The 17,353-nt window shown below is 54.5% G+C and carries 19 protein-coding genes, 1 tRNA gene and 1 pseudogene; all 21 read right to left on the bottom strand.

Features of this window, described 5'->3' with window-relative positions; all coding sequences use genetic code 11:
- Positions 1-75: 75 nt before the first annotated feature.
- The 21 genes and pseudogenes from BLQ99_RS04115 to BLQ99_RS04015 all read right to left on the bottom strand — a co-directional run bounded on the left by BLQ99_RS04115 (position 76) and on the right by BLQ99_RS04015 (position 17,287).
- A tRNA-Ala gene (locus BLQ99_RS04115) sits at positions 76-151 on the bottom strand.
- A gap of 124 nt (positions 152-275) precedes the next feature.
- Positions 276-1,187 (bottom strand): CvfB family protein, encoded by a 912-nt coding sequence (locus BLQ99_RS04110; RefSeq protein ID WP_425440868.1) that lies wholly within the window; start codon positions 1,185-1,187, stop codon positions 276-278.
- On the bottom strand, positions 1,180-1,530 hold the full coding sequence (rsfS, locus tag BLQ99_RS04105) for a ribosome silencing factor (protein WP_093688398.1): 351 nt from the start codon (positions 1,528-1,530) through the stop codon (positions 1,180-1,182). Before rsfS ends, BLQ99_RS04110 begins: the two co-directional genes overlap by 8 nt.
- Before the next feature lie 194 nt (positions 1,531-1,724).
- Entirely contained in the window at positions 1,725-2,693 is a 969-nt protein-coding gene (locus tag BLQ99_RS04100; RefSeq protein WP_093688396.1) for an LCP family protein, read from the bottom strand.
- Positions 2,694-2,728: 35 nt separating this feature from the next.
- Positions 2,729-3,295: a bis(5'-nucleosyl)-tetraphosphatase (symmetrical) YqeK gene (gene yqeK / locus BLQ99_RS04095; protein ID WP_093688458.1), complete on the bottom strand. Its 567-nt coding sequence runs from the start codon at positions 3,293-3,295 to the stop codon at positions 2,729-2,731.
- 109 nt (positions 3,296-3,404) lie between these two features.
- Positions 3,405-3,656, bottom strand: coding sequence for an RNA recognition motif domain-containing protein (locus BLQ99_RS04090; protein ID WP_093688394.1), 252 nt, complete (start codon positions 3,654-3,656; stop codon positions 3,405-3,407).
- Between the two features lie 95 nt (positions 3,657-3,751).
- Positions 3,752-4,369, bottom strand: coding sequence for a nicotinate-nucleotide adenylyltransferase (gene nadD, locus BLQ99_RS04085; protein WP_093688392.1), 618 nt, complete (start codon positions 4,367-4,369; stop codon positions 3,752-3,754).
- Positions 4,370-4,450: 81 nt separating this feature from the next.
- Positions 4,451-4,588 carry a hypothetical protein gene (locus BLQ99_RS14890; protein ID WP_171904590.1) on the bottom strand — a complete coding sequence of 46 codons (138 nt, stop codon included), beginning with the start codon at positions 4,586-4,588 and terminating at the stop codon, positions 4,451-4,453.
- Positions 4,589-4,637: 49 nt separating this feature from the next.
- Positions 4,638-5,852: an ABC transporter permease gene (locus BLQ99_RS04080; RefSeq protein ID WP_093688390.1), complete on the bottom strand. Its 1,215-nt coding sequence runs from the start codon at positions 5,850-5,852 to the stop codon at positions 4,638-4,640.
- A 15-nt stretch (positions 5,853-5,867) separates the two neighbouring features.
- Positions 5,868-6,545, bottom strand: a complete 678-nt coding sequence (locus BLQ99_RS04075) for an ABC transporter ATP-binding protein (protein WP_093688388.1) — start codon at positions 6,543-6,545, stop codon at positions 5,868-5,870.
- A 13-nt stretch (positions 6,546-6,558) separates the two neighbouring features.
- Positions 6,559-7,635: an efflux RND transporter periplasmic adaptor subunit gene (locus BLQ99_RS04070; RefSeq protein ID WP_093688386.1), complete on the bottom strand. Its 1,077-nt coding sequence runs from the start codon at positions 7,633-7,635 to the stop codon at positions 6,559-6,561.
- A gap of 159 nt (positions 7,636-7,794) precedes the next feature.
- Positions 7,795-9,048, bottom strand: a complete 1,254-nt coding sequence (locus BLQ99_RS04065) for a glutamate-5-semialdehyde dehydrogenase (protein WP_093688456.1) — start codon at positions 9,046-9,048, stop codon at positions 7,795-7,797.
- On the bottom strand, positions 9,048-10,187 hold the full coding sequence (gene proB / locus BLQ99_RS04060) for a glutamate 5-kinase (RefSeq protein ID WP_093688384.1): 1,140 nt from the start codon (positions 10,185-10,187) through the stop codon (positions 9,048-9,050). The genes BLQ99_RS04065 and proB overlap by 1 nt, the downstream gene beginning before the upstream one ends.
- 23 nt (positions 10,188-10,210) lie before the next feature.
- The gene (gene yhbY / locus BLQ99_RS04055; protein ID WP_093688382.1) at positions 10,211-10,501 is read right to left on the bottom strand and encodes a ribosome assembly RNA-binding protein YhbY; all 291 of its coding nucleotides are present in this window, start codon (positions 10,499-10,501) and stop codon (positions 10,211-10,213) included.
- Positions 10,502-10,520: 19 nt separating this feature from the next.
- Positions 10,521-11,792, bottom strand: coding sequence for a GTPase ObgE (gene obgE / locus BLQ99_RS04050; RefSeq protein WP_093688380.1), 1,272 nt, complete (start codon positions 11,790-11,792; stop codon positions 10,521-10,523).
- A gap of 84 nt (positions 11,793-11,876) precedes the next feature.
- Complete coding sequence (locus tag BLQ99_RS04045; protein WP_093688378.1) at positions 11,877-12,098, bottom strand: Spo0B domain-containing protein; 222 nt, start codon at positions 12,096-12,098, stop codon at positions 11,877-11,879.
- Positions 12,099-12,214: 116 nt separating this feature from the next.
- Entirely contained in the window at positions 12,215-12,511 is a 297-nt protein-coding gene (gene rpmA, locus BLQ99_RS04040) for a 50S ribosomal protein L27 (protein WP_093688376.1), read from the bottom strand.
- Positions 12,512-12,516: 5 nt separating this feature from the next.
- Positions 12,517-12,837: a ribosomal-processing cysteine protease Prp gene (locus BLQ99_RS04035; RefSeq protein ID WP_093688374.1), complete on the bottom strand. Its 321-nt coding sequence runs from the start codon at positions 12,835-12,837 to the stop codon at positions 12,517-12,519.
- Between the two features lie 2 nt (positions 12,838-12,839).
- Complete coding sequence (rplU, locus tag BLQ99_RS04030; protein WP_093688372.1) at positions 12,840-13,151, bottom strand: 50S ribosomal protein L21; 312 nt, start codon at positions 13,149-13,151, stop codon at positions 12,840-12,842.
- 140 nt (positions 13,152-13,291) lie between these two features.
- Positions 13,292-14,713 carry an Rne/Rng family ribonuclease gene (locus BLQ99_RS04025; protein ID WP_093688370.1) on the bottom strand — a complete coding sequence of 474 codons (1,422 nt, stop codon included), beginning with the start codon at positions 14,711-14,713 and terminating at the stop codon, positions 13,292-13,294.
- 25 nt (positions 14,714-14,738) lie between these two features.
- Positions 14,739-17,287 (bottom strand): annotated as a pseudogene (locus tag BLQ99_RS04015) (TIGR03960 family B12-binding radical SAM protein).
- Positions 17,288-17,353 lie beyond the last annotated feature (66 nt).

Here is a 17,353-nt window from a genome sequence, read left to right as displayed (position 1 = left end):
TTGCATACCAGATTGTTAGTAAATATAAAAAATTAAGGCCTACGTGGTAGGCACCTCGCAGACCTTAATTTTACTTGGTGGAGATAAGGGGAGTCGAACCCCTGGCCTCTTGAATGCCATTCAAGCGCTCTCCCAACTGAGCTATATCCCCATACTCTTTATCATTTTGTCGCCGCATGTTCCGCCGACATTGGTTATTATATCGTATTACGCGACATAATGTCAACAGTTTTGTTATAAAAATTTTTCTTGAGTTTACCGCGGGAAAGCAAGCCCTACGGCTGCTTTCCCGCTCCTTCATGCTCTTGCCCGGCCAGGTATGTCCAGCCTTCCCGCTGAACGACAAGCCCTTCTTTCATGAGGCGTCCTAGCGCGCGTTTAAAGGCAGCTTTGCTGATCTGAAACTTTTCTTTGATCACTTCCGGTGCCGTATCGTCGCTGTAAGGCATCTTACCGCCGCGCGAGCGCAGCATGGCCAAAATGTTTTGGGCATCTACGTCAATGGCATCTTCCTTTTGCGGCCGCATCGAAACATTGATACGGCCGTCAGGACGAAGATACGTCACTCTGACGGTAATCTCCTCGCCCATTCTCAGCGGCCTGGTAACCTCGTCTTTATGGAGAAAAGCGATGTAACGTTCGGCGGTAAATAAAAAGAAACCGCTTTCCCCTTCACTATAAATGGTGCCGGTAACCTGATCTCCAATTTTTATATCCTGAGCCGGCCGTGCCGCCCGGGCGATTTCTTCGTCCACGTCCATCGTGACCGCCGGCCGTCCGGACTTGTCCGTATACAGCTTGACCCATACCCGGTCGCCGCGCTTTACCCGGCCGCGCATACCGGCAAAAGGCATAAATACGCCCCGCTCCGCCCCGATATCGACAAAAGCTCCATCCCGGGTGACATTAATCACTTTTACCCTGGCAATCTGTCCAGGCCGCATCTGTGGCAAACGCATACTGGCAGCTAAACGGCCTTTGGGATCGCGATATAAGTAAACTTTAACTTCTTCCCCGACTGCTACCGCCGCCGTTTGCTGCATTTTATGCAGCAAAATGTCATCTGCCGTCCGGCCGGTGCCGGCATCCAAAAAAGCTCCCAGATCTGTCTGCCGTGCTACTTTCAGCGTTACTACCTGCCCGGGCTCCAGTCGGGGCGCGGTCATAGACTTAGAGCGACTATTCATGGTACACCTTGGCTTTTGCATCGCCCCACAGCCGTTCAAGGTTGTAAAACCGCCGGTCCTCTTCCACAAAGATATGGGCCACGCAGGAACCGTAGTCTAATAGCACCCACCGTGCCTCGCGGTATCCTTCCTTGTGCAAAGGCTTAACGCCTTTCTCCTCAAGTTTTTCCTCGATATTGTCGGCAATAGCCTGGACTTGCGTGCTGGTGTTGGCACTGCAAATAACAAAATAATCGGTCACGGGCGATATGCCTTGCACATCAAGGATTACAATATCACGGGCTTTTTTATCACTGGCCGCGGCGGCAACCAGTTCCGGCATATGAATGGGTGTATCAGTCATTACTCTACCTCCTGCAAATGAGTAACTCTAATTTAGCTTCTTCATCTTATAATATTCTATTCTCTTCAAACGCCAAGGCTCCTCTCGGAAAACTTGCGCGCCTGGCTTTTAGCGCCGGTGCAAGCCTGGCTGTCCTCAAGGCCGGGAATTTGAACAGGCCAACAACCTGCGGCTGAAAACCGCAGGTTGTTGGTTTAACGGGTCGGCAGTTGGCCAACATTGGTAGTTTTTACCGTAAACATTTTTTCTACAATGCGTTTGGTCTGTTCTTTGTCTACTACCCAAAAACTGAGACCGTCGATAGTGGCAAAATTACCAGGCAGTACTTCGGTACGCACACCGCCGGCCGGCAGTCCTTTAAGGCTGTTAGCCAACCTCATCATCGTAAACAGGCTCATGTCGGTCTCAACATACTGATCAATGGTTGACACCAAAGCCGGCAGTTTAAAAATGGTCCCAACCTGCAGCATTTCATTGGCCAGCGCCTTCAAAAATCGCTGCTGGCGCTGCACGCGACCAATATCCCCCAGCTCGTCATGGCGAAAGCGAACGTACTGACCTGCCTTTTGGCCATCCAGATGCTGATAACCTTTATCCAAATGAATTTTCAAACCGGCATAGGGATCTTCATAATCCATGTTACTTTCCACATAAAGATCGACGCCGCCCAGAATATCAATCAACTTTATGAACCCCCGCCAATCAACGACCACATAATAGTGAATCGGAATGGCGAGCAGTTCTTCGACAGTACGGACGGCAAGCTGTGGCCCACCGTAGGCGAAGGCATGGGTAATTTTATCATAACCCTTGTGTCCGGGAATGACCACCCGCGTATCACGGGGAATGGATAGCAGGCTAACCGTGCCGTCATCCGGATTGACGCTGGCTACCATCATCGTATCGGAGCGTCGGGGAGCCCCCGGTGTTTCGGTATCGCCGTCATCAACCCCCAAAAGCAACACGTTTATGCGTTTATTAAGCTTATCAGCAGAAGGCAGGGACGACCCCGGCGCCGGCGTCTGCCGCGCGGTCACCGGCGCCGCAAAAAAAGTTTCATAGGCGTAAAGAGCCGCGCCGGCCAACGAAATGGTTAGAGCAGCAATCACCAAGAGTAGCAAAAAGACGCGGGACCAGCGGATGCGACGTCGCGTTTTGCGCATAGTCATCCTCCTCTCCCAAGACAAATGCACAAATACTATTTCAGCTTTATCAGCAACTGGTTGCGGCCTTCTACCGTAGCCGGGTGGAGCAGGGCACGGCGACCGACAATATACTGCAGCGTCTGGTCATATGCGGCAAGTACTGCCGCGTCCAAATCGATTCGCGCCAGCGAACGCAGCTTGTCTACGCCGGGAAAATCGCGATGAGGCTCGATAAAATCGGCAAGGTAGATAATTTTATCCAACAATGTTAAATCTGCGCCGCCGGTGGTATGCAGGGCAATCGCCCGCAGGATTTGGGGGTCGCGGATGCCGTATTCCCGTTCAGCCAGCGCCGCCCCGACAGGGGCGTGAAGCAAAACAGGCTCCTGCCGTTCGACATCATTCACCACTATACCAAAGGCCTCAGCCAATTGCAATAGGTTATTGCTGGTCATCTCCCGGGCGCAGTCATGCACCAGACCGGCCAGCCGCGCCTGACGGACGTCAGCGCCGTATTTTTCCGCAAGCCAGGCGGATGTTTCGCTTACACCTACGGAATGAGCCAGTCGCTTAGGCGTTAGGCGCCGTGCCAAATTTGCCTTAATTTGTTCGTAATCCATAACTTTCACCCACAGCAAAATTCGCCCTTTTCTCCCATTATTCCTCTAAAAATAAAAAGCCCCCGCAAGGAGGCTCTTTCCCTATATCAAGTTGGCGCTTGCTCAGTACTTACTCTTGGCGCGGTTTGGCTTCGTTGACGACAATCTGGCGACCGCCAAGCTCTGAGCCATTCATTGCCGTAACCATTTTTTCAGCATCTTCATCGGCTACTTCGACAAAGCCGAACCCCCGGGAGCGCCCTGTTTCCTTATCCATAATGATACGGCTGGAGTATACAGTGCCATACGGCCGGAAAGCATCAGCAAGAGCCGCTTCAGTAGTTCCCCAAGGAAGATTGCCGACATACAGAGTTTTTGCCATGCGGAGAATCACCTCTTTCGCGAATTGGAATGATGTTTACATTTTCATTATTTACGATTCTCCGTAATTTATGCCTGCCTTAATTTGGCACACTGCTAGCTACGGTATAAGCCTTCTTTAAGAATATACTGCTCCACGCTTTCGGGGACAATGTATTTAATCGACCGCCCAAGTTTTACGCGCTCGCGGATATCGGTAGACGAAATCTCGAGCTCCGGCGTGGATAGCCGGTGAATACGCTGACGGCCTTTGGCCCCGAACCGGCGAATGACCGCATCGATCATGCTGATGCATCCGGGCCGGGTAGCAGCGACGAAATGGCACAAACCGAGCAGTTCGTCAATGTCTTTCCAGGTTGGCAAGTCGGCAATGGCATCGGCGCCGGTAATGAAATAGAAATCCGATTTTTCGCCATATTGGTCAATAAGGGCCCGTACTGTATCAATGGTATAGGATGGGCCTGGTCGCTCAAGCTCGATGGGCGATACAAAAAAACTGGGGTTGGAATAGGTCGCCATAACCGTCATAATATAACGGTGAATCGCCGGCGTTACCTGCGCATGCTGCTTATGCGGCGGATTAGCAGCCGGAATGAAAAGCACTTTGTCCAAGCCGAACTCAATCCGGACTGCTTCCGCCGTCACAAGATGACCAATGTGAATGGGATCGAAAGTACCGCCCATAATGCCGATCCGTGTCTTACACTCCGCCATTTGGCCCTCTCCCTGCTATGAATAAGTTCTTTCCCTATTATAGCAGAGTGTTGTCCTACTTGGAAGAAACAAAATGGCGGGCTAAAGAAGGATGTCCGCCAGCACGCGCACCATGGCCATGACCGCGCCAATAATGACAGCGGCCCGAATATAGTCCATCAGATCATAGCGGGCCTTGTCCGTTTTTAGATAATTCCATAAGGCGTAAATGTACCCCATAAACGACTCCTTTCGCCGGTTATGTCTTTTATTGTACCAGAAACAAAATTTATTCATACCGCAGAGCCTCGATGGGATCAAGCAGCGCTGCCTTACGGGCGGGATAGATGCCGAAAAATAGGCCGACAAGTACGGAAAAACCAAACGCCATGATGATAGCCGCAAATGAGATCACCGTATTCCATTCGGCAAGAACCGAAATGACATACACCCCGCCTATTCCCACGGCAATACCGATCAGGCCGCCGGTCACGCCAATAATGACCGCTTCAATCAAAAACTGAAGCAAAATATTGCGGTAAGTAGCGCCAAGGGCCTTGCGGATGCCTATTTCCCGCGTCCGCTCCGTTACCGACACCAGCATGATATTCATGATGCCGATGCCGCCAACCAAGAGAGAAATGGCGGCAATGTTCCCCAGCAGCAGCGTGATTGTTCGGGTGGTTTCCTCGGCAGTGGCCATAACGGCCGCCAGGTTGCGCACCGTGAAGTTGTCGGGAACATTCGGCCCCAGCCGGTGGCGCGTTCGCAGGAGGGTGGTAATATCCTCCTGCACCTGGTTGATTACTTCCGGGCTTGCTGCTTGCACACTAATGCTGTGCAGATAAGTAATCCCCAGCATCCTCTCCTGCGCCGTCGTCAAGGGAATAACAACCAGATCATCTTGATCGGCGCCGCCTGCCGATTGACCTTTAGCTTCCAGCACGCCGATAACGCGAAACGGGGCTTTGTTTATTCTGATGGTCTGCCCGACAGGGCTGATGTCCCCAAAGAGATTTTCCGCCACCGTCTTGCCCAGTACGGCCACGCGGGCACGCGTATCGACGTCTTGATTGGTAAAAAAAGTTCCCGTTTCCATTGTAAAATTGCGAACAGCGAGAAACTCCGGCGTTGTCCCCTGCACGTTGGTGATCCAGTTTTTGTTGCCGTAAACGATTTGATACTGCCGACTGACGCTGGGAGCGACCATACTGACCCCGGCGATTTCCCGGGCAATGGCCTGGGCATCCTTGTTCGTCAGCGTAGTGCTCGAGCCGGCCGCCAGCCGGACACCGGTGGGCGACGTCGCTCCCGGGGTGACAATAAGCAGATTACTGCCAAGCCCAGCAATAGAGTTTTGCACCTTTTCCCGCACGCCCAAGCCGATGGACACCATGGCGATAACGGCGCCAACGCCGATAATGATGCCCAGCATGGTGAGAATAGAGCGCAACTTATTGGCTTTTAACCCTTCGAGGGCAATAAGGACGCTTTCCCAAAACACGTCGCTTTCCTCCCCCTATCGCCTTTCGTCCCGCACGACCTGTCCGTCGCGAATATGAATGATGCGGCGGGCAAAGGCGGCAATGTCTGGTTCATGCGTGATTAGGATAATGGTCCGTCCTTGCCGGTTCAGTTCGGTAAAGATTTGCATGATCTCGTCCCCTGACTTGGTGTCAAGGTTACCGGTCGGCTCGTCGGCCATCAGGATAGTCGGATTGTTGACCAGCGCGCGGGCAATGGCCACCCGCTGCCGCTGGCCACCCGACAATTCGTTGGGACGGTGGTGCAAACGGTGTTCAAGGCCGACCATGGTTAAAGCCCGTGCCGCGCGCTCTAATCGCTCATGTTTGGCTTTCCCGGCGTAGACAAGCGGCAGCGCTACATTTTGCAGGGCCGACATGCGCGGCAGTAAATTAAAGTTCTGAAACACAAAACCAATTTTTTGATTGCGGATGACCGCCAGTTCATCGTCACTTAAGCTGGCGACTTCCTGTCCGTCCAGCCGGTAAGAGCCGCTAGTTGGTCGATCAAGACAACCAAGGATATTCATCAGCGTCGATTTGCCGGAACCGGACGGGCCCATGATGGCCGTAAACTCACCGGCGGCAATGTCCAGCGTTACGCCGGCTAAAGCATGCACTACCTGGTCGCCCATATGGTATATTTTGGTAATTTCTTTCAGATTAATACTCATGTCGCCACCCCTGCTAACGGCCTAAAAACCGCCTGAGGGCATTGGGCGGCGCGGCCGGCTGCTTGGCCTGCGGCAGCAGAACCAGGTCGCCTTCGGCCAAGCCGCTGGTAATCTCTATTTTATCGTCGCTCGTCAGTCCGGTGGTGACCGGAATATTTTGGGGCTGACCGTCGCGCAGTACTTGTACATAACGTTGGCCTTTATTCTCTTTAACCGCCATGAGCGGCACTAAGAGCGTATTCTTGCTCTCACCCACCAAGATGGAAACCCGAGCCGTCATGGTGGGCTTAAGCAGCTCGGCGCCTGTTTCCACATCAATAATGACGGGATAATAGACGACGTTTTGTTGAATGGACGCCTTTTCCGAAATACTGGACACCACGCCGGTAAAGGTCTGGCCAGGGTAAGCGTCGACCGTGAACGTGGCTTTTTGGCCCACTTTTACTTTGCCGATATCAGACTCGTCAATCTGGGTTTCGATCTGCATTTTCGACATATCCGCGATGGTCATTAGCACCATCGGGGTTGAAATACCCGGCGCCACGGTCTGACCGGCGGGAATAGGTTTGCCGATGACTTTGCCGTCAATCGGCGCCTTGATGGTCGTATCCTCGAGCTGCGACTGCGCATCGTCGTAGGCGGCTTTCGCCACATTATAATCCATACGGGCGGCGTCCAATTGCTGCTGGGAAATCGCACCGATAGCCGCCAGCCGCTGCAAGCGTTCCAAGTTAGCGGCGGCATTGGCCAGACGGGCCTCGGCCTGGTTAACAAGCGCCCGCAGATGGGTGTCATCCAAAACAACCAAAACCTGGCCGGCTTTCACCTGCTCATTTTCCGCTACCCGTACTTCCTTAATCAACCCTGTTATTTTGGAGCTGATGTCTACACTGTTTACCGGCTTGATTGTTCCGGTCGCAGATACGACTGATGTAATGTCACCGCGTTCCACCGCCACCGAGCGACCAGCTATCGCCGGTTTCGTTTCTGTCCTCAAAAGTGGCGTACCGAATTTAACCGCCACCGCGATGACTATTAACAAGATCCACCATTTTTTGTGCTGCAGCAGGTTGCGCCATAGGGCCTGCATAGCGTGCTCCCCTCCACTTTATCCGGTCTATTGGTTCTGAAGCTAACATCTTTAACTTCATTGTACGAATTCATGACTGACTAGTCAATCTGGACCGCCGCCAAGGGAACAGCTACAGAATGCAAAAGGCTCCTGTCGTTTGACAGAAGCCCTCGACGTTTAGCGAATTTGTCCGCTGCCGTAAACAATATACTTGATGCTGGTCAATTCGGGCAGCCCCATGGGCCCGCGGGCATGCAGCTTTTGGGTGCTGATGCCGATTTCGGCGCCAAAACCGAACTCAAAGCCGTCGGTAAAGCGCGTCGAAGCATTGACATAGACCGCCGCCGCGTCCACTTCCTGCAGAAAACGCCGGGCGTTGTCGTAATCGCGCGTGACAATGGCCTCGGAATGGCGTGTTCCATAGGTAGCGATATGTTCCAGCGCCTCATCCAGATTGCCTACTACTTTGACCGCCAAAATCAGGTCGTGATATTCGGTCGCCCAGTCCTCCTCGGTGGCCGGTTTGACCGCCGGATGGTAGCACCGCGTTTCCGGGCACCCCCGCAGTTCCACTCCGGCCTGGTGTAGCCGCTCCAATGCCGGCGGCAGAAATTCGGCTGCTATAGCCCGGTGTACCAGCAGCGTTTCCATTGCGTTACACACCGCCGGCCGGGATACCTTGGCATTGAAGGCAATTTCCTGGGCCATAGCCAAATCGGCACTGGCGTCGACAAAGGTGTGACATACGCCGATACCGGTTTCAATAACGGGGATAGTACTGTTTTCCACGACGGTTTGAATAAGGCCCGCACTGCCGCGGGGGATGATGACGTCGAGATAGCGGTTTAGGCGCAGTAAGGCATTGACGGCCTGCCGGTCGGTAGTCTCAATCAGCTGGATAGCCCCTTCCGGAATGCCGGCTGCTTGCGCCGCCCGGGTAATTACCTGGGTGATCGCGATATTGGAATTGATGGCTTCCGACCCGCCGCGCAAGATTACCGCATTGCCCGCCTTGAGGCACAGCCCGGCGGCATCGACCGTAACATTGGGCCTGGCCTCGTAAATAATGCCGATGACGCCGAGCGGCACCCGCACTTTGCCAATTTCCAGGCCATTGGGACGTCGCCACATGCCGAGCACTTCCCCCACCGGATCAGGCAGGGCGGCGATTTGCCGCAGCCCCTCGGCCATGGCCTTGATGCGACTGCCGTTTAAAAGCAGCCGGTCAAGCAGGGCAGCGCTAAGGCCTTTGGCCCGCCCGGTCTCCATGTCACGGGCGTTGGCCGCCAGCAGCGTTTCCTGGTGTTCTTCCAAGGCATCGGCCATATTTAGCAATGCCTGATTTTTGATATTTGACGGTAAAGTTGCCAGCTTGCGCGCCGCCTGCCTGGCTCTACTCCCCTTCGCCTCCAGTTCAGCCCGGTAGTCCATCATGTTTTGCCCCCTCCCACTAATAGTACCATGTTGTCACGGTGAATGACCTCATCATAAAGCTTATAGCCCAGAATGCCGGCGATCTCGTTGGTATGAGCGCCCATGATTTTGCGGGTATCCTCGGCGCTGTAATTGGTTATCCCCCGGGCAATTTCCCGGCCGGTGATGGACAGCACCCGAACGGTGTTACCCTGTTCAAAATCGCCTTCTACCGCCCTGATGCCGGCGGCAAGCACGCTCGAGCCTTTTAGCAGCGCCTGTTCACACCCTTCATCTACCGTTATGGCGCCATGAATGCGGGCGCCGAAGGCGAGCCATCGTTTGCGAATTTGCAGACGGCTTTCTTTCGGCACAAACAAGGTGCCTATCTCGGCGCCGCTCAGTACTTCCCGAACCACGCCGTCGCGGCTGCCGGAAGCAATAACCATCATTACGCCGGAACTCATGGCGATTTTCGCGGCCTGGATCTTTGTATACATGCCGCCGGTGCCCCGCACGGTACCCGGACCGCCGGCCAAAGCCTCCACGTCCGGGGTAATTTCACGGATTTCGCCGATCAGCGCGGCATCGGGGTTGGTTTGCGGGTTGGCGGTATATACACCTTCCACGTCGGAAAGGATAATGAGCACGTCGGCATCGACAATACTGGCCACCATCGCCGACAAAGTGTCATTATCGCCGATTTTTAGCTCATCAATGGCAACGGCGTCGTTCTCATTGATGATGGGAATGACGCCCATATTAAGCAGGGTCAGCAAGGTGTTGCGGGAGTTGGCGTAGCGCTTGCGGTTAACCGAATCTTCCCGCGTCAAGAGTACCTGCGCTACCGTCTGGCCATATTCACCGAACAGTTTTTCATAGGTGTGCATAAGAATACCTTGCCCCACCGCCGCCGCCGCTTGTTTTTCCGGGATAGTTTTCGGCTTTTCCTTAAGGCCCAGCCGGTCCATGCCGGCGCCAACCGCGCCTGATGTAACTAAAATTATTTGTTTCCCCTGGTTAGCCAGGTCGGACAGTTCTCTTACCAACCGTTCAATGCGGAGTAAGTTCAGCTTACCGGTGCTATGGGTAAGCGTACTGGTGCCTACCTTGACGACAATGCGCCGAGCCGCGGCAAGGCTGTTTCGCGTAAGCATACCCTCTCCCCCATCCATACCTCTTAAGGCAGTTCAATTTTACTTTTTTCGGGGTTGCGTTTATATAACAGGCCATTGCGACCAATAACCTGGACGACCTCGGCGCCAACGGCTGCGGCCAGGGCCGCAATGGCCGCGGTCGGTTCTTGCGGACAGTTGCGCAACACCCGCACCTTGACCAGTTCCCGGGCCAGCAGGGCCTGTTCGGTGCTGACGGCCACTGAGCCGACGACTCCGGCCTTGCCGATTTGGACGACCGGGTCGATAACACTCCCTTTAGCCCGTAAAAAGCGTTTTTGTTTACCTGTTAACATCGTATTGTATAAACTCCTCCTATGGTCTGAATTCAAATTCCACGCCGCGGATGCGTACCGTATCCCCTTCTTGGATCCCCCGCTCGCGCAGCGCATCGTCAATGCCCAGCTTCCGCCAGATTTGCTGAAAGCGGCGCACTGCCTCGTCATTGGCAAAGTTAGTCATGGCGATCAGCCGCTCGATGTTTTTGCCTTCGACTACAAAGGCGCCGTCGTCATCGCGCCGAATCGTAAACGGCTCTTCCGGCTGAGCAGTGTACACTTTTACCTCTTCGGCCGCTTCCGGCTCTTCCCGGTACTCGGCCAAAAGCTGGGCGGCCCGCTGCATCAAGAGCGGAAGACCGTCGCCGGTGGCCGCCGAAATGGGATAAATCTCCCGTCCTTCCCGCGCCATGTACTCGGCAACCCGTTTGTAATTCGCCTGTGCCTCCGGCAAATCCATTTTGTTGGCGGCAATAATTTGCGGCCGCCGGGCCAGTTTCTCGTTATACAACCGGAGTTCCTCGTTAATCTTGTGATAATCGTCAATAGGGTCGCGCCCCTCAATGCCCGATACGTCAAGGACATGAATTAGCACTTTGGTCCGTTCGATATGGCGCAGAAAATCATGGCCAAGCCCTACACCGGCGTGAGCACCCTCAATTAATCCCGGAATGTCGGCCAGCACAAAGCTGTACCCTTCGCCGACACTGACGACCCCCAGCACCGGTGTCAGCGTGGTAAAGTGATAGGCGGCAATCTCCGGTTTGGCCGCCGACACCCGGGCCAGAATGCTTGATTTGCCGACGCTGGGATAACCAACCAGCCCCACATCGGCCAACACTTTCAGTTCCAGAATAAGCCAACGGCTTTCGCCAGGCTCGCCTTTTTCCGCAAATGTGGGAGCACGGTTAACACTGGAAACAAAGCGGGCGTTGCCGCGGCCGCCGCGGCCGCCCTTGGCCACCAATGCCTGCTGCCCGTTCTCGGTTAAATCGGCGATCACTTCGCCGGTAGCCTCATCGCGGACAATGGTGCCTGGCGGCACCTTGATGATCAGGTCTTCGGCGTCTTTGCCGTGCTTGTTGCCGGAACCGCCGGCACCGCCGTTTTCTCCCTGAAATTTACGTTTATAGCGAAAATCAATCAATGTATTAAGGCTGTCGTCAACAACAAGGTAAACGTCAGCACCGCGGCCGCCGTCCCCCCCACTCGGCCCGCCTTTGGGCACGTACTTTTCCCGCCGGAAGCTGGACATGCCGTTGCCGCCGTCGCCAGCCTTAACAAAAATCCTCGCACGGTCGATAAACATTCAAAATCCCCTTTGACTTTTCGTTTGGCCAGTGGGCCATATCTGGCAAGTAATAAGTAATATGCACTTTTTGCCAAAAAATAATCACGTTCCGGTTTTCCGCTGGCAATTGGCCAGCTCTTTGTGGCTGGCCAACTGGTCAGTGACCAGCGCCTGGTCGCGCGACAAGTCTTCGATATACCTGAGCGCCTTTTCCACCCGCCCGAGCTGCAACATGGCATGGATAATCTGTAGGTGATTAATAAAGTCATGGCGCTGCAGTTTCAGTAAGCGGAGAAGTTCGGAACATATCTCGCCGGTAGCCATTGATATCATTCCTTCCGGATTATTGGCACTTTGCTTGACTCTTTCGCGCTAAAATACAAAATTCCTACCGGTGTAGAAAAAAATAATACCTGCGGTCAGCCGCAGGTATTATCTCATTACATGGCTTGTTCGCTTTCCAAAGGATATACGCTTACCTGCCGGTTGTAGCGCCCTTTCCGTTCAAAAGCGACCCGTCCGGCAATTTTGGCGTACAAGGTATCGTCTTTGCCAATACCGACGTTAACGCCCGGATGGAAATGCGTACCACGTTGGCGCACCAAAATGCTGCCGGCGGTGACAACCTCACCGGCATGGCGCTTTACGCCAAGACGTTTCGATTCACTATCGCGGCCGTTGCGCGAGCTGCCAACACCTTTTTTATGGGCAAAACGCTGAAGATTAAACTTAAACACGTGTTTCACCTCCCGTGTTCAACAATCCGGACAATGCGCGGATATAAGCGGGCAATTTCCTTAATACCTAGCAGCATAGTTTCCAAAATGGCGTCCGTCCGCTCATCAGGCGGCGCCGCCAATTTCACGGCCAGAAGACCTGAGCCGGCCTGCAAGGTCAGCTTGCGGCCAAGATAACGCTCGAGACCGAGCACCGCCGAATCCGTCAGCGCCGATACGCCGGCGCAAACGATATCCGCACCGTGCGGCGCCGTATTAGCATGGCCGGTAACACAAAAACTTTCAATCGAACCGGCACGGTTACGAACTATCTCCACCCTAATCATGGTTAGGCGTGAATCTTCTCAATTACAACTTTGGTAAAGGGCTGACGATGGCCTTGCCGTCTGCGGTAGTTGGACTTAGCTTTATATTTGAAGACTAAAATTTTCTTGCCTTTACCATGTTCCAGCACTTTGGCGGTTACTTTCGCACCAGCCACCATCGGTTTGCCGATAAGTACTTCGCCGTCTTTCACAACGGTGAGAACACGGTCGAAATCGATCGTTTCCCCTTCACCGGCGTCAATTTTTTCAATCGTCAGTACATCGCCTTCGGCTACACGGTATTGTTTGCCGCCAGTCTCGATAATTGCGTACATTGCTACACCTCCCTTGCGATAGACTCGCCGGATACGGTATCCTTCCGGATTTTTCCCACCTCTCCGAGCGGTTGAAAGCAGGCCAGTGCCTACATCAATTAATTCTACCAGCCCAAATAGGCTTTGTCAATGAAGCCCAGTCATTCTTTATCATATAAAATAGAGTAGCATTCGGGGTGCATGGTCGGCACCGCCTCAAGTGTAAGTTTTCGCGCCAAATCCCGCTCCAGTCGCGCCAATTCGCCCTGGCGGGATAATATTTCCACAACCTGCGGGTGGGCCTGAATAACCAGGCGCGATGCCAGTTTGCGCTGCGCCGCCGCCTGGCGCAGACGCCGGCGGATATTAATGGCCACCGTCTCTGGCGACTGAATTCGTCCCCGTCCTTCGCAGCAGGGACACTCACTATACATAAGACTATTCAGGTCCGGTCGTCCCTTCTTGCGGGTAATTTCCACCAGTCCCAGGCTGGTAAGACCCAAAATCTTGGAGCGCGTGCGATCCTGACGCATTTTTTCCGCCAAAAAAGCGAGTACGGTCTGTTTATGTTCTTCCTTGGCCATGTCGATAAAATCGACAATTATAATGCCCCCAATGTCGCGCAACCGGAGCTGGCGGGCAATTTCCGCCGCCGCCTCCATATTAACCCGGAAGACCGTATCACCAAGGCTGGTATCGCCGACAAATCGGCCGGTATTGACATCGATTACCGTAAGCGCTTCGGTCTGGTCAATAACAAGAAAACCGCCGCAGGCCAGTTCCACCTCCCGTTTGAGCAAGCGGCTCAAGTCAGCGGCAATACCATAGTGGACAAAAACATCTTCCGGGTCTTCATAAAACTTTACTTTCGCCAGCGCCGCCGGCGCCAGATGCTGCAAGAGGTCGCACACCCGCCCGTAGGCATCGCGATTATCAATGACCACCTCGGTCACATCGTCATCCAAATAATCGCGCACAATGCGAATCGCTAAATCTACGTCGCGGTAAAGCAAGGTCGGCGCCGGCGACCGTTTGGCCCGGGCAGCAAGGGCTGCCCAGAGGTTATATAAATATTCCACATCACGCGCCAGTTCCGTTTCACTGCACCCGGCGGCAGCGGTACGGACAATCACTCCCATACCCTCGGGCTTGACCTTATCGGCTAATTGCCGGAGCCGCTGGCGCTCAGCCTCGTCTTCGATCCGGCGGGAAACGCCGGTGCCGTCAGCATAAGGCGCAAGCACCGCATAGCGGCCGGGCAGCATTAATCCCGTTGTCGCCCGCGGTCCCTTACTGCCGCTGGCGTCTTTGACAATTTGGATCAGTATGTCCTGCCCGACCGTAAGCCGTCCTTCGTTCGCGTCAACATTTTCCACATACAGATAGGCGTTTTTGTCGCCGCCAATATCAATGAATGCCGCCTGCATACCAGGCAGGACGTTTTTTACTTTTCCTTTATAAATATTGCCTACCAGGTGACCGGTTGCGCCCCGCTCGAGAACATACTCCACCGGTTCGCCATCCTCTACCAGCGCCATCCGGCTCTCTTCCGGCATAATGCTGGCGATAATGGTTTTGTTCACAGGCCTCTCCCCCTTTAGCCTTCCCTTATACGTCAAGGGGCGTCAGCCGCACCGCCCCGTCACAAATGTACAAACCGGTGCGGTCAATTACGGCCGCCATAGGCTCTACCGGCAGGCCAAATTGCCGGACAAGACATTCGAGCACTTCGCCGGGCTTGACACTGCCAACCTTGGTAATCTTTACCTCCACTGCCAGCCGCAGTACGTCGCCTGTCGTCACGGCCTGTACCGGCCCGGCCAGATACTGCTTAACGTCCACTTCGCGCCGGCCTTTCGGGCTTTCTTTCACATAAGGAGCAACTGGCGCATCGTGAAACCGGGCCAGGCTGGCCAGCGCCGCCGGTGCCGCCGCCAGCGGCAGGGGAGCGCGAATTTCGTAAGCCGCCAAATTAACCGTTGCCATCAGGGCCGGCGTTTTCGGATTGATGTAGCGCGCCCGGTTTACGCTAATTCCGGCCGGAAGCTGCGGCATCACCCGGGCGAGAAAATCGTTCAGGGGTATTTCTTCGGTCAGTTCAATATCCACATATTCGGCGGAGCTGGCTATCCCCACCGCCAAGGCAGACGCATAGGCTACCTTCATATGCGGATTAAAGCCCTCTGAGTAAGCCACGGGCACGTTAGCCCGCCTAAGCGCCCGTTCTACGGTGCGCGAGTAGTCAAGATGCGAAATATAACGTATTTCATCGCCTTTGGTAATCTCCAGCCGCACTTTGGCCATCACCGCTTATCCCCCCAGTCAATGATATCCACGCCTAGTCCCGGGCAGACGCCACAGGCGCTGCACAAATCGCGGCGGCAGTCGGCCGTGAACATGCCGGCCAGCGCCCGCTCGTATTCACGGCGCAGAAAAGCCTTATTAACGCCGGCATCAAGGTGATCCCACGGCAGCCGCTCAGCGAAGGAGCGCTCCCGCGTGGCGTAGAAATGCGGATCCAGTCCGGCCGCCGCAAAAGCCGCCAGCCAAACTTCGTATTTAAAGTGCTCCGACCACCCGTCAAATTTAGCGCCGCGCCGCCAAGCCTCCATAAGAACTTTGCCCAGCCGGCGGTCACCGCGCGCAAAAACGCCTTCCAGGAAGCTGATGCGGGCATCGTGCCAATTGAAGGAAATATTGCGGTCGCGCAAAAGCGAGCGGAGATAGTTTTGTTTCTCATGAAGCGTATCGACCGTGTTCTGGCCGTACCACTGAAAGGCCGTATGCGGCTTAGGCACAAACGACGACACGCTGACAGTTACTTTGGCCCCGCGCCGCCCCTTGATTGCTTTATATAGGTCGAGAACGCGATATGCTAAGTCGGCAATGCCTTTTATGTCTTCCTCTCGTTCGGTAGGCAGGCCAATCATAAAATACAGTTTAACGGACGACCAGCCAGCCCGGAAGGCGGCGCCCACGGCCTCCTCCAAATCTTTTTCGGTCACGCCTTTATTAATGACATCGCGCATACGCTGGGTTCCCGCCTCTGGCGCAAACGTCAGTCCGCTTTTGCGCACCTGCTGCACTTTTTGGGCCAGCCCGATGGAAAAGCTGTCAATCCGCAGTGAGGGAAGGGAAACACTAACCCCGCGGTCGCGGAAACGATTAATCAATGCGGTTACTAACCGGTCTAGCCCTGAGTAGTCGGCCGAACTGAGCGAGGTGAGGGAAATCTCGCTGTAGCCCGTATTGTTTACCAGTTCTTCAGCCAGGCGGAGCAGCGTTTCCACTTTGCGCTCGCGCACCGGTCGATACAGCACCCCGGCCTGGCAAAAGCGGCAGCCCCGGGTACAGCCGCGGAAAAGTTCCAGCATAATGCGGTCATGGACAATGTCTATATATGGTACTATCGGTTTAGTGGGATAGTCGATTTTCTCCAGGTCCTTAACAATCCGCTTGGTAATGGCCGCTTTGGCCTCCGGGCGGCGGGCAGCGACGGCCGCTACCGTGCCGTCGGCATGATAGGTCACATCATAAAAGGAAGGAACATAGACGCCCTCGATTGTCGCCATGCGGGCCAACAAACCGGTGCGCCCGCCCGGCCGCCCGGCCTTTTTCCAGGCGGCAATGCCGGCGGCAACTTCTTCTATTGCTTCCTCTGACTCACCCAGCACAAAAAAGTCGATAAAGTCGGCCAATGGTTCGGCATTAAACGCGCAGGGGCCGCCGGCAATAACAACGGGATCATTGTCCCCCCGCTCAGCCGCCAAAAGCGGGATCCCCGCCAGATCAAGCATATTGAGAATGTTGGTATAGCTCATTTCGTACTGCAGCGTGAAGCCAAGGACATCGAACTCCCGGACCGGGCGAAAACTCTCCAGCGCAAATAACGGAATACCGTGGCGGCGCATTTCTTCTTCCATATCCACCCAGGGGGCAAAAGTGCGCTCCGCGGCCGTATCCGAACGCCGGTTAAGGATATGGTACAAGATTTTGAGACCGAGATGGGACATGCCCACCTCGTAAACATCGGGAAAAGCCAACGCAAAAGTAACATCAACCTTTGCATGGTCTTTGTGCACACTGTTCCACTCGTGGCCGGTATAACGGGCAGGTTTAGCCACTCGGCTGAGAATGGCCGGATCGAGAACAATCATCGGTTACCTCCAAAGCAAGAAAAATATCGCCTTTTTGCCATAGTATTGCCCATAAAGGGGCATTAC

This window comes from Sporolituus thermophilus DSM 23256 (assembly GCF_900102435.1).
In the GTDB taxonomy this organism is placed as follows: domain Bacteria; phylum Bacillota; class Negativicutes; order Sporomusales; family Thermosinaceae; genus Thermosinus; species Thermosinus thermophilus.
The sequence above is the reverse complement of the archived record's forward strand: the minus strand, read 5'-3'. Positions and strand labels throughout refer to the sequence as shown.